Here is a 12,685-nt window from a genome sequence, read left to right as displayed (position 1 = left end):
TCTCATCGGAATGCTGCCCGGTTCGTCGCGCGCATTCCAAGCTTCGGACACCCGGCAAGAGAACAGCGTTGAGAAGCTTCAGGGGTATCTCTGCCGCGTGCGACGATAAGTTAAGGATCTAAGCAACGTGCCTGCTGTCCCGAAAGAACCGCCACAGAAATTCATCCTGCTGATGCTGTCTTCCCTTCGAAAGGCGTTTTTCAGCATTGCCATTGCGAGCGCTGCGATCAACATGCTGGCGCTGACCGGCTCCTTTTTCATGTTGCAGGTTTACGATCGGGTCATTCCGGGCCGCAGCCTTCCAACGCTCGCCGGGCTTGCGATCATCGCCGCGACCCTCTTCATATTCCAGGGAGCCCTGGAATTGCTGCGCTCGATGCTGCTCGCGCGCGTTGGCGTCTCTCTCGACCAACGGATGAATCGGAAGGTCTTTGGCTCGCTCATTCTTCTGCCGACAAAAATGCAGGCGCCCGATGATGGGCTGCAGTCCGTCCGCGATTTGGAGCAGGTTCGATCGTTCTTGTCCGGCGGCGGTTCGACGGCGTTGTTCGATCTGCCTTGGATGCCCTTTTATCTCATCCTGTGTTTTCTGTTTCATTTCTGGATCGGCTTTACCGCCCTATGCGGCGCCACCCTGCTTATTGTCCTGACAGCGCTGGCGGAGATCCTTTCGCAAAGGCCGGCCTTGGAGGCTGCAAAGTCTTCCGCAGCTCGTCTCGGCTTTGCACAAGCGGCGCGACGAAACTGGGAGGCGGTGGTCGCAATGGGTTTCAGCGGCCGCCTGATCGAGAAATGGACGGCCATGAATGAGGATTATCTGGGAAATCAGCTCTCCGCCGGTAATATCGTCGGCACGCTGACCACGATCGCGAAGATATGGCGGATGATGCTGCAATCCGCCGTGTTGGCCGTCGGCGCGATCCTTGTCATCAAACAGGAGGCGACGGGCGGCATCATCATCGCCAGTTCGATCATGGTCACCCGCGCGCTCGCTCCGGTGGAGCTTGCAATCGGGCAATGGAAGGGTTTTGTCGCCGCGCGCCAAAGCTGGTCGCGCCTCGCCAAGCTGCTGGATCTGATCCCCAACGAGCATCGGGCCATGGCCCTGCCGGCACCGCAAAAGAACCTCAGCGTCGAAAACATAAGCCTTACCTCCCCCGGGAGCCGCGATTTCATCCTGCGCAATGTCTCATTCCAGATATCGGCGGGCACGGTGCTGGGCGTGATCGGCCCCAGTGCCTCGGGAAAATCGTCGCTCGTCAGAGCGATCACCGGATTGTGGCCGGTGATCATCGGCTCGATCAGGCTCGATCAGGCAGCCTTGTCGCAATGGGAGCAAGGCGATCTGGGACGCCATATCGGATACCTGCCCCAGGATGTCGGTCTGTTCGACGGTTCGATAGCCGAGAATATTTCCCGCTTCGCGAATGACATGCAGCCTGGACCGATTATCGCGGCGGCGAAGGCGGCGGGTGTCTACGACATGATCGTCAAGCTGCCGGATGGCTTCGACACGGTCATCGGCGAGGGCGGCTCGCGACTTTCCGCCGGTCAGAGGCAGCGCATTGCCTTGGCCCGGGCCCTTTATGACGATCCGTTCCTGGTGGTTCTTGACGAGCCGAACTCCAATCTGGATGCCGAAGGCGAGGCATCCTTGACCAAGGCCTTGCTAGGTATCCGCGCACGGGGCGGCATAGCCATCGTCGTCGCTCATAGGCCGAGCGCTCTGGCCGCCGCGGATAAGGTCGCGATCATTGCCAACGGCCAGTTACAGGCATTCGGACCCAAGGATGAGATTCTTGGCACATCCGCGAGGCATTCGGGGCCGGGACCGGTGCGTTTGATGATAGCCGGCGAGGATGTGAGCGGATGAAAAACACAGGTCTGCCTTCCACCGAGCGCGCGATCCGCCGCCTTTCCACGTTCGTGCTCGCGACAATTCTGCTCCTTTTTGGCGTTCTGGGCGGTCTTGCGGCAGCAACGAAGATTTCGGGGGCGGTCATCGCCTCCGGAACCTTGGTCGTCGACAGCTATGTAAAAAGCGTTCAGCACCTCAAGGGCGGGATCGTTGGCGAAATCCGCGTGAAGAATGGCGATCATGTCGATGCCGACCAGATATTGATCCGCCTGGACGACACGCAAACCAGAGCCAATCTCGGCATTATCAGAAAGCGTTTGAATGAGCTTTCCGCCAGAACGGCGCGTCTGGCCGCGGAGCGCGACGATAAGAGTGCGATCAGCTTTCCGGCAAATCTGCTGTCCAGCGCCGGCAACGATGGCGTGGCAAGCGTGCTTGCCGGCGAGCGGCAACTGTTCGGCGACCGGTTGGCATCGCGACAGGGCCAGAAGTCTCAGCTCCGAGAGCGAATCCAGCAGTTGAAACAGGAAGTGGATGGTCTCGTCGCGCAGGAGAAGGGAAAGCGGATCGAGATTGAGCTCGTCAACAAGGAGCTAAACAGCCTTCAGCGGCTGTTCGATCAAGGCATTGTTCCGGCGGCCAAGGTCTATTCGCTGCAAAGGGACAGCGCTCGCCTGACGGGAGAGCTTGGAAACCTTGTTTCCTCGATCGCCCAGACCAACGGCAAAATTACCGAAACCGAACTTCAGATCATTCAGATCGATGATGACCACAGCTCAGAGGTTTCCGACCAGCTACGGCAGGCCGAAAGCGATACCGGTCAGTTTTCGGAACGGCTGATCGCTGCCGAGGACGATCTCAAAAGAGTGGACATAAGGGCGCCACAGGCAGGCATTGTCGACCAGTTGAGTGTCCATACGGCCGGCGCCGTCATCGGGCCGAAGGAAACCATCATGCAGATTGTCCCCGACAAGGACGCGCTGGTTGCCGAACTTAAGCTTGCGCCGCAGGACATCGATCAGATTGCCGTCGGGCAGGTGGTCGCATTGCGATTTTCCGCCTTCAACCAGCGCATTACACCCGAACTGAATGGGCACGTCGAAACCATTTCGGCGGATCTGACGACCGACCAGCACTCGGGGCTCAGCTATTACATCGTTCGCGCCAAAGTGCCGAAGGAAGAATGGGATCGATTGGGAAAGCTGACGCCTCTTCCAGGCATGCCGGTGGAAGCATTCATGCAGACCGGCCGAAGAAGCGTTCTGGCCTATCTGACCAAGCCAATGACTGATCAGATAAAGCGCGCCTTCAGAGAGGACTAGAATGATCCTCTAAGCGCGATGTATAAGCCGACGTGCCGATTAAAGTAGAAGCGCAGCCGCTATCAACGGCTGCGCAGAGCGCTTTGCGCTTTATCAGATATGCCAGTCCGGAGTATGGGCAGCCGCGGCCGCAGCCGTCTGGCTAAGATGGTCGTTCAACTGATAGGCCTTGATGTAGTCGATTTTCATCTCAGAGTCTTTCAGGCTGTCCGTCGGAGTGCCTGCTGTACCGCCGACGGCCTGGTCCACCAGCATATACATCGGGCTGTGCATATCGGCCGGTGTTGCGGTATGCGCGATGGCCACATCGTCGAAATACCAGACGATTTGATCCTGATCCCACAGCACACCGTAATTGTGGAAACCATCGGTGCTGGGAACTTGCACCGGAATGGATTGTATCGTGTGCTGGCCCGTTGCATTCGAGTGAACCGTGGCGTTGACCGTGTTCGGGTCCTGCCCGCGCATTTCCACGACATCGAGTTCCGGCGGCCAAGAACCATCTTCCGGCAGAAGCCAGAAAGCCGGCCATGTGCCCTGATCATGCGGCATCTCTGCCCGCATCTCGAAATATCCATAGGTTTGGGCGAAGGTAGAGTGGGTGGTCAGGATGCCGGACGTATAGTTATGCCCGTCCAGAAGTGATTTCAGCGCATCAGGCGTCGGTTGGGCTGAAATCGTCAATACACCGTTGGAAACGGAAAATGGGTTGACCGATGCGGTCGGGCCATAAGACGGATTGATATACCACTGCAACTCGCCCGTCATGCTGCTGCCCTTGTCCGGCGCCCACCAGTATTTCGCATCCCAGGTGCCTTGTGTGCCCTGATGGAGAGAAAGCGTGTTGAAATCGTCCGAGAAGGTCTGTGTGAGCGCGGAGCGGTCGAGTCCGAGCTGGAACTGGTCCGCGCTCAGGTCGGCAGCAGTCTTGTTGGCAAAAACCAGGCTCTCGCCGTTGCCAAGATCGAGTTGCAGATTGGCGCCGTGCTGGCTGAGGTGACTGACGACTTGATCGAAGGACGTCAGCCCGTATTGGTTCAGGCGCACCTTGTCGTCGCTGCTGAAGTCAGTGATGAGGTCGCTGCCATTGCCCTTGGTGAGGATAAAGGTGTCGGCGCCGCCTCCGCCGGTCAGGACGTCATTGCCTGCACCGCCATCGATGGTCTGGCTGCCTGTGCCGCCGGTGATGATGTTGTCGGCGCTGTTGCCGAAGGCATGGCGGCCGTTGCCGGTCACCGTAAGGTTCTCGAAATTGTCAGGCAGAGTGTAGTCCATCCACGTATTGATGGTATCTACGCCCCCGCCGGGCGCCTCGGAGGCGTGGTTGATGCTGGAATAGAGATAATAGATATCGTCTCCAGTGCCGCCCACCATCGTGACGTTGACGGAGGCGTCGCCCCAGATCGAATCATTTCCAGCCGTGCCGTAAAGCGTCGGACCGGAGCCCGTGGCGGAAAACCAACTTGTCGAAGTTCCGCTGTAATAGAGCGGTTGACCTAGTGCATTGAGAACTGAATTGGGCATCGGAAACCTCTTCCGTTGTGCTCGGCTGTCTCCTCCAACAGAGCCAATATTCCTCCGTGCTTACGTTAGATGGATAACATTTTCCGCAGCGCAGCACAGCCCCTTATGACGTTAACTTCAGCTTTTTATAAAGTTTGTCCGGCTAATGATCGCCTTGCTCAATCACAAGCTGTTCGTTCCCCGGGGGCATCATATGAACGGAGTTCGGTAGCAAATGCGACCACGACTGCTTTTAGGCGCGAAGCCCTCCTTGGTGACTGGACTGTCTACGGCCGCTATGGCCGCAAGCAGACGAGAACATCGAAATCTTTGCCATTTGCGGACGACGATCCCCGCCCATCCGGGTAATATCAATGTGATCAATCGCGGCGTAGTGTTCTATTCGGCTTTGAGAGGAGGATGCTATGCCTACCATATTGGCCTATCACGATGTCAAAGACGTCAAACATTGGCTCACTTCACCGCGCCGCAAAGAGGTTTTCGAACCCCTCGGCTGCACAAACATTCGTACGTTTGTTGATCCACAAGCGTCCAACCGAGTTGGCCTGGTCATGGACGTTCCCGACATGGGCCGCCTGGCGGAATTTATGAAGTCCAAGCAAGCGGCGGATGCGATGGAGTATGACGGAGTATTGCCGGAGACCTTGGTGATTCTCACACAATCGTAGCGGGAAATCAGGGGGCAGTGTCGAGAAGGTCGGTTCTGGGTTTTGCGATGATGCCTCAGTATCGGTCAGATAATATTGATTGTCGGCACTGGGGCTGTGACACCACGGCTGCTGTTGAGCGGCGGCGCGATTCACGCTGACGGGTGAAACCGGAAGTCGACGCCGGTGGCGCGAAGCTGCCACGCACTCCCTTCGGCTGGTGGCATCTGCTACCGAATTCCGCATATGAAAGGGAAGCGGGAGGATCGCTATGAACGTGCCGACGAAGCAGAGTAGATGCAGCCCGCACCCGCAGGTCGCAGCGAAAATAATCAGAAGGGTATTACCGCCACCCCTTCGCGGCCCAGCAGAGATGGGGCCTAACGATACCGGTGACAGCCTTGACGCGGATAAAGGTTGGCGAATGAGGGGCCGCCCCGTGAAATCCGGCTGCGGCTTTTGTAAGAGCCGATAGCCGCGAACAAAAGCCCGCCGCAGACCGGGAGTCGGTAGTCGCGGCGGGCTCACGCTCCAGTGGCCGGCGTGGTGCACCGTGAGCTACGGGCAAGCGGCCCGCAGGCATGAAACCAATATCGAGCGCTTAGGTTCCCGCGATTTCATGTCGTGCGACAATTCGTACAGCCGGACTGATGGCTGCATGCGACAGAGCAGGCCGCCCCACAAAATGAGGAGCTGCCCCTGATCTCACTGCAATAGAGCTACTCCGGCTTCTTTCGCCGCCTTGATGAATGCTTCTCGCGCTGCTTCTACACAGACCACACCCATCATCGCATCGAGGCATATTCGTACGGCGGTCACATACTCTTCGCCATCTTCAATCGGCCAGTGTTCCAGCAACGTCTCGGTCGCATCCTGTACCGAATTGACGCGCCGATAGCCCTCCGCGCCTCCCATCACGAGCGTCACGGCGGGGAAGGGCCGCAAGGTGTTTCGTTTCAAAACGCATTACCTCCGAAACATAAAGACTTCGGTAACCTTGCAAAAAACGTTCCGCGGAAGGCGGCGCGATCTAGTCGCCTCCCGATAGTGGCCAAAATAGCCGGAGCGTGATGCCGGAGAATCGACTACGCCGACGCCCGATGACAGCGGCAGCGACATGGCGCGGCTCGGCCTAGTGCGGCCAAAGCTCACGCTATGAGGGAGAGATGTCGATGAGGCTTGAACAGGTTGCCGTGTCCCGCGTCGTTGGCGGCGCGAGAGCGATCGGCAAATAGCCTCAGCGGCGAACCAGAAGTGCCTCGATTGAGGCCATTTCAAAGGCGTCACGCGCTTCGCTCGCCGTACATTCGTGCTCGAGCGCGGCGCTGCAGACCTTTTTGGCTTCCCTTAGAAACACGCCGTCGGCTATGGGCCATTCCCTTTCCAGGCACCCCACAGCTTCGGCCGGGCCTTTGACGGCCTTTTGTTTCCCACTGCTGACAATGACGGAGACGGGTGCCTCCCATGCGAGAGCGCTCATTCTGATCCTCCTTTGTCCTTCAGGTGAAGTTAGGCAAACGATGGTCGTGCCGCTCGGTTCCAAGAGTGAGACCAAAAAATTCCATCTCCGCACGAAAAAGCTAGGCAAGTCAGCAAGGATTATAGATCGAGCTGCTTGCGACGACGCCACGTCAAAGAGCAACCATCGTCAGGCTGCGGGACTTACGGCTACTGGCGTTCACATTTTCTGCGCTGATGCTTGCGGGCACAATTCCGGTGCCGGCGGCGGGTCATATTACGCGCCGCCGGCCCATCTGTGAAGCTGTCAAAATTCCGCGACCTCGCCCCAGGACGAGCCATTCAGCCGATCCGGATGATATGGCTTTGGATCGACGATCGGTTTTGCGGCCGTGACAAGGTCCGCGACGAGATGGCCGGCGCCTGGGCCGATGCCGAAGCCGTGGCCGCTGAAGCCTGCTGCCAGGACCAGTCCGGGCAGTGCCCGGATTTCGCCGATCGCGGGAACTCCGTCGGGCGTACTGTCGATATAGCCGGCCCATGCGGCCGAGACGGGGGTGTTGGCAAGCGCTGGAAGCAACGCTCGTGCTCGCTCAAGGGTCAATTCGATCTGCTTCCGATCCGGACTAGGATCGAGAATGCGGTTCCGCTCCATCGGGGTCGGTCGATCGAGCCGCCAGCGCGACAAAGTTTCGTGCCCACCCTTTAGACCCTCAAAGCCGCCGGCAGCGAGGCTGCGCCAGCGCTTGGCGAACATCGGCACAAAATGGCGGGCGAAACGAAACTGTTGCAATGTCGGATCGACGCGGGCGCGGCCGCTGATCGCAAGCGTGTAACCGCCGTCGCCTCTGCGCGTGGCCGAAACCGCGGCCGTATGCAGCGCCGCCGGCAGACCTTGGGCGCCAGGTGCGACCGACAGGATCGAGGAACGGATCGAGGCTTGCGGAAAGCGGATGCCGAGCTGCCGGCAAAAGGACGATGCCCAGGCGCCGCCGGCCATCACCACCATCCGGGTTCGGATCGTGCCTTTCTCGGTGACGACGGCACTGACATGGCCGCTTTCGGTCTCAAGACCGCGGGCAGCGCACATCTGATGAACGCTGCTGCCGAGCGCCATGATGGCGCGGGCGACCACCGGGGCAGCGCGCGACGGATCGGCGGTGCCGTCGGTCGGGGAAAAGACGCCGCCCTTCCAGCGCCGGCCGGTCGCCGATCCGAATTCGCTTGCTTGCTTTTGATCAAGCATATGGGTGGTAACGCCGACGCCGCGGGCAAATTCACCCCAGCTCGCCCAGCCGGCAAGCTCCGTGTCGTCGTTGCTCAGATAGAGCAGGCCGCAGCGGCTGAAGCCGGTATCCTCGCCACTTTCCTTGCCGAAATCTTCCCAGAGAGCGAGGCTCTTCGTCGCCATCGGCAGTTCGCGGGCATCCCGGTTCTGCTGACGGCACCATCCCCAGTTTCGGCTGGATTGTTCGGCCCCGATCCGCCCCTTTTCGAGAAGCGCGACCTTCAAGCCCCGCCGCGCGAGATAGTAGGCGGCGAAGGTCCCGACGATTCCGCCGCCGATCACCACGACATCGGCCTTTTCGGGCAGTGCGGGGGTGGTTTCGATGTGCAGAAGCGGGGCGGGCATGGCACTCTCCAGGTTACAAGCGAGCATTCTAGTCGAGCTTTCCCCGCGCAAATGCTGCAGATTGCCAGCGGACAGCATTTCCTTCTGTCGCACGCGGTTAAGGCGAATTCTTGTGCTAAGATCCGGATTTTACGAGGTTAAATCAGCGCGGAAAGGTTCAATTCCGCTTGCTAAGTAAGGCTTTCCGCATAAGATGACAAAAGATTATTCCGCCAGGTGGTACCTGTCGCCGCGAAATTGGAGCGTGCCGATGAAACTCGACCGGATCGACATCAAGATCCTCTACGAATTGCAGAAAAACGGCCGCATCACCAATGTGGAACTTGCCGAACTCGTCAACCTCTCGCCGAGTCCCTGCCTGATGCGGGTCAAGAAACTGCAGGCGGAAGGCTACATTGTTGGCTATTCGGCGCAGATCAACATCGCCAAGCTCGGGCAGACGCTCACGGTGTTCACTGAGGTCACCCTCAAGAATCATCGCCAGATCGATTTCGCGCGCTTTCTTGCGGCGGTCGAGAAGGTCGACTCGGTGGTGGAATGCCATCTCGTTTCCGGAGGCTACGACTATCTGGTGAAGTTCGTGACCGCCGGGATTGCCGAATACCAGACGACCATGGAACGGCTGATCGACATGGAAATCGGCATCGACAAATATTTCAGCTTCGTCGTGCTGAAATCACCGATTGTCAAAGCGCATATGCCGCTCACCAGCCTGTTTCCGGTCTGAGCCTATTCGCCGCCCGTCGATTTACCGAAGCGCATCTCAGCGTTTCGCAAGGGCGCGAACCAGCTCGGGATTTTCTTCCAGGCTATCCAGCCAGCCAGTGTCAAGTTTCGGCACGGAGGAGAAGAGCAGCTTGGAATAGGGGTGCTTTGTACCGCCGGCAAGATCGGCAGATGCGAGCTGCTCGATCTTCTCGCCTGCATACATCACCGCAATCTCGTCGCAGATCGCTTGCACCGTCGACAGATCGTGACTGATGAAGATGTAGGAGAGCCCGAGTTCGCGTTGCAGTTCCTTGAGGAGGTCGAGGATTGCAGCGGCAACGACCGTGTCGAGGGCTGATGTGATCTCGTCGCATAGGATGAGCTTCGGCTCGGCTGCAAGTGCCCGCGCGAGGTTAATGCGCTGCTTTTGGCCGCCGGACAGTTCCGGCGGGCGCCGATGCTTGAGGGCTGTTGGCAGGTGGACCATGTCGAGGAGCTGGTCGATGCGGGCCTCGCGCTCGCTGCGGCCGAGATTATGATAGAAGGCAAGCGGACGCCCGAGTATTTCCCCGATCGATTTGGCAGGATTGAGCGCCGTATCGGCAAATTGAAAGACGATCTGCAGCTTTTGCAGTTCTTCCCGCTGGCGGTTCCGGGCATCGGCGGCAAGCTGTTTTCCGTTGAAGATGATGTTCCCGGAAACCGGTGGCAGGATGCCGGCTATGGTGCGGGCAAGCGTTGATTTTCCGCAGCCGGATTCGCCGATGACGCCAAGATTGCGGCCGGCTTCGAGTCTGAGGCTCACGGATTTGAGAGCCGTCGCTGCCGGCAGACCGTCCGGCTGGATGGCGCCATAGCCCGCCACCACATTCGTAACTTCCAGCAGGGCGGGTATCTTTTCGGGCTCGGCTGAAGCCGGGGAGGCGTAGAGCTTCGGTTCGAAGGCACCCAGCAACTGGCGCGTATAGGGATGAGCGGGTGCGGAGAGGATCTGTTTAGTCTCGCCGATTTCCTGGACCTCTCCACCCTTCAGAACGACGATCCGGTCGGCGACCTGCGCCACGACAGCGAGGTCGTGAGACACGTAGACTCCGGCGATGCCGCCCTTTTTCATCACCGACTTGAAAGCTCGGAGAACCTCGATCTGCGTCGTTACGTCAAGTGCCGTCGTCGGTTCGTCGAAAATCATGAGTTTCGGATTGCCGATCAGCGCCATCGCGGCTGAAAGGCGCTGCAACTGACCTCCGGAAACCTGATGCGGATAGCGAGCACCGATCGTGTCGGGGTTCGGCAGGCTCAGCGCCTTGAAGAGCTCGACGGCGCGTGTCCTTGCCTCTTCGGCCGGCATCAGGTTGTGGATACGGGTGATTTCGATCACCTGCTCCATGATCGTCTGCGCCGGATTGAAAGCTGCCGCGGCACTTTGCGGGATATAGGCGACTTCGGTTCCGCGGATGCGAGCCCTGGCTTTCTCGGGCAGGCTTGCCATGTCCTTGCCGGCGAGCAGGACCTGGCCGCCGCTGATCCGGCAGCCCTGCCGCGTGTAGCCCATCAGGGTCAGCGCGATCGTCGTCTTGCCAGAGCCGCTTTCGCCGATGAGGGCAACGATTTCCCCTTCCTGGATGTCGAAGCTGACGCCGCGGATGATATCGACCTGGCGGCCGGCATCCGTCTTGGCCTCGACCTTCAGGTCGCGAATGTCGACGAGTTTGGCCATTAATTGCTCCGGTCTCGGATCTTCTGGGGAAGGTTGTCAATCAGCAAGTTAACGCTGATGGTTAGGCTGGCAATCGCGATGCTCGGAAACATCACCGCGGGTGCGCCAAAGGGCAGGCCGCCGATGTTTTCGCGCACTAGAGCCCCCCAATCCGCATTCGGCGGCTGCACGCCGAGGCCGAGGAAGGAGAGCCCAGATAGAAGCAGCACGATGAAGACGAAGCGCAGGCCGAGATCGGCCATGACCGGCCCAAGGATATTGGGCAGGATTTCGGAGCGGATGAGATAGAGCGCCCCTTCGCCGCGGGCGCGGGCGACCGTGATGAAATCCATGGTGTTGATGTTGACCGAAAGCGCCCGCGAGAAGCGATAGGCGCCCGGTGTGTAGATGACGGCAAGCGTCATGATCAGCACCGGGATCGACGAGCCCACTCCGGCGACGACCACAAGGCCGAAGAGCTTGCTCGGGATGGAGTTCAGCGCATCGAGAAAGCGGCTGAGCACGCTGTCGAACCAGCCGCCGATCACCGCTGCGATCATGCCGAGCGCGACGCCGGCGAAGCAGGCAATGCAGACAGCGGCAAGCGAGATGCCGACAGTGTAGCGCGCACCCATGAGAATGCGGGAGAAGATGTCCCGGCCGAGATAATCGGTGCCGAGCCAGAACTTGGCAGACATCGGCCCGAAATAATCGAAATCAACGATGTCGCCGATCGGGTAGGGGATCAGCAGCGGCGCGAAGATGGCGACCAGCGCCCAGGCCAGGATGACGGCAAGGCCGAGCATGCCGACGATGTTAAATCGGAAGCCGAACCGGCGAGGGGTGAGTGCGGTAAGAGCCATGGTCAGCGCAGCCTCGGATTGGACATGATGGCGATGATGTCGGCGATGGTGATCAAAAGCAGATAGACGAGGCAGAAAATCATGGCACAGGTCTGAATGAGCGGCAGATCCCGGGTGGCGACGGCATCCACCATCAGCTTGGCTATGCCGGGATAGTTGAAGATCGTTTCGACGATGATGACGCCGCCAAGCAGGTAGGACAGCGAAAGTGCCACTGCATTGACGATCGGGCCGAGCGCGTTCGGCAATGCGTGTTTCAGGACCATGCGCGGGCGCGAGGCGCCCTTCAGGAGCGCCATTTCCACGTAGGGCGTATTCAGTGTCTCAATGACGGCTGCCCGGGTCATGCGGATCATCTGCGCCGATATCACGAAGCTCAGCGTGATGACCGGCATCGCGAAGACACGCAGCATTTGGGAAAAGGAGTGGATCTCATTGGCGAAGGCGAGCGCCGGCAGCCATTTGAGATAGACGGCAAAGATCAGCACAGCGGATGTCGCGACCATGAATTCGGGCACGGAAATCACGCCGATCGAGACCACCGTCACGATGCGGTCATAGAGGGAGCCGCGCAGCATGGCTGCGGTAATGCCAAGGGTCAGCGCGATCGGCACGGAAAACAGAGTGGTGGCTGCGGCAAGTTTCAGCGAGTTTCCGAGTCGGGCGCCGATCAGATCGGCGATCGGCATGTTGTTGGCGTAGGAAATGCCGAGATTGCCGGTGGCAAGGCCGGCAAGCCAGCGAATGAAACGCAGGATCGCCGGATCGTTGAGATGCATCGCGGCACGCAGGCCCGCGACCGCTTCCGGTGTTGCGGCTTGACCAAGGAGGATCTGCGCCACGTCGCCGGGCAGCATTTCCGTTGCCGCAAACACCGTGAACGACACGATGAGCAGTGTGATCACGGCTACGATCACACGGCCGAGCACGAGAGAAAGAACGTGGCGGTTCATGACAGATCCCCATCGCGAGAACG

11 protein-coding genes are annotated in these 12,685 nt (G+C 59.3%); 4 read left to right on the top strand and 7 right to left on the bottom strand.

Annotation, left to right across the window (positions count from 1 at the left end; translation table 11 throughout):
- Positions 1–127 precede the first annotated feature (127 nt).
- Complete coding sequence (locus NXC24_RS31250) at positions 128–1,873, top strand: type I secretion system permease/ATPase (RefSeq protein WP_104827180.1); 1,746 nt, start codon at positions 128–130, stop codon at positions 1,871–1,873.
- Entirely contained in the window at positions 1,870–3,180 is a 1,311-nt protein-coding gene (locus tag NXC24_RS31245; protein WP_104827179.1) for an HlyD family type I secretion periplasmic adaptor subunit, read from the top strand. The genes NXC24_RS31250 and NXC24_RS31245 overlap by 4 nt, the downstream gene beginning before the upstream one ends.
- Before the next feature lie 93 nt (positions 3,181–3,273).
- On the opposite strand, the gene NXC24_RS31240 is transcribed toward NXC24_RS31245, so the two are convergent.
- The gene (locus NXC24_RS31240) at positions 3,274–4,704 is read right to left on the bottom strand and encodes a family 16 glycosylhydrolase (protein ID WP_104827178.1); all 1,431 of its coding nucleotides are present in this window, start codon (positions 4,702–4,704) and stop codon (positions 3,274–3,276) included.
- A 404-nt stretch (positions 4,705–5,108) separates the two neighbouring features.
- Between NXC24_RS31240 and NXC24_RS31235 the strand changes: the two genes are divergently transcribed.
- Entirely contained in the window at positions 5,109–5,372 is a 264-nt protein-coding gene (locus tag NXC24_RS31235; protein WP_046610246.1) for a hypothetical protein, read from the top strand.
- Positions 5,373–6,056: 684 nt separating this feature from the next.
- On the opposite strand, the gene NXC24_RS31230 is transcribed toward NXC24_RS31235, so the two are convergent.
- The 3 genes from NXC24_RS31230 to NXC24_RS31220 all read right to left on the bottom strand — a co-directional run bounded on the left by NXC24_RS31230 (position 6,057) and on the right by NXC24_RS31220 (position 8,442).
- The gene (locus NXC24_RS31230; protein ID WP_104827177.1) at positions 6,057–6,311 is read right to left on the bottom strand and encodes a DUF982 domain-containing protein; all 255 of its coding nucleotides are present in this window, start codon (positions 6,309–6,311) and stop codon (positions 6,057–6,059) included.
- Between the two features lie 277 nt (positions 6,312–6,588).
- Positions 6,589–6,831, bottom strand: a complete 243-nt coding sequence (locus tag NXC24_RS31225; protein WP_104827176.1) for a DUF982 domain-containing protein — start codon at positions 6,829–6,831, stop codon at positions 6,589–6,591.
- Between the two features lie 285 nt (positions 6,832–7,116).
- Complete coding sequence (locus NXC24_RS31220) at positions 7,117–8,442, bottom strand: FAD-binding oxidoreductase (protein ID WP_104827175.1); 1,326 nt, start codon at positions 8,440–8,442, stop codon at positions 7,117–7,119.
- A gap of 250 nt (positions 8,443–8,692) precedes the next feature.
- Here NXC24_RS31220 and NXC24_RS31215 point away from each other — a divergent pair, with 250 nt between their 5' ends.
- Positions 8,693–9,169, top strand: coding sequence for an Lrp/AsnC family transcriptional regulator (locus NXC24_RS31215; RefSeq protein ID WP_028752029.1), 477 nt, complete (start codon positions 8,693–8,695; stop codon positions 9,167–9,169).
- A gap of 36 nt (positions 9,170–9,205) precedes the next feature.
- Here the strand turns inward: NXC24_RS31215 and NXC24_RS31210 are convergent, their stop codons facing one another.
- Genes NXC24_RS31210 through NXC24_RS31200 form a run of 3 tightly spaced genes read right to left on the bottom strand, consistent with a single transcriptional unit; the run spans position 9,206 to position 12,662 of the window.
- Positions 9,206–10,867: an ABC transporter ATP-binding protein gene (locus NXC24_RS31210; RefSeq protein ID WP_104827174.1), complete on the bottom strand. Its 1,662-nt coding sequence runs from the start codon at positions 10,865–10,867 to the stop codon at positions 9,206–9,208.
- The gene (locus NXC24_RS31205; RefSeq protein ID WP_104827173.1) at positions 10,867–11,709 is read right to left on the bottom strand and encodes an ABC transporter permease; all 843 of its coding nucleotides are present in this window, start codon (positions 11,707–11,709) and stop codon (positions 10,867–10,869) included. Before NXC24_RS31205 ends, NXC24_RS31210 begins: the two co-directional genes overlap by 1 nt.
- A gap of 2 nt (positions 11,710–11,711) precedes the next feature.
- The gene (locus tag NXC24_RS31200; protein WP_104827172.1) at positions 11,712–12,662 is read right to left on the bottom strand and encodes an ABC transporter permease; all 951 of its coding nucleotides are present in this window, start codon (positions 12,660–12,662) and stop codon (positions 11,712–11,714) included.
- Positions 12,663–12,685 lie beyond the last annotated feature (23 nt).

Origin of the sequence: Rhizobium sp. NXC24 (genome assembly GCF_002944315.1) — a bacterium.
Taxonomy (GTDB): domain Bacteria; phylum Pseudomonadota; class Alphaproteobacteria; order Rhizobiales; family Rhizobiaceae; genus Rhizobium.
This window is presented reverse-complemented; position numbering and strand designations above follow the sequence as displayed.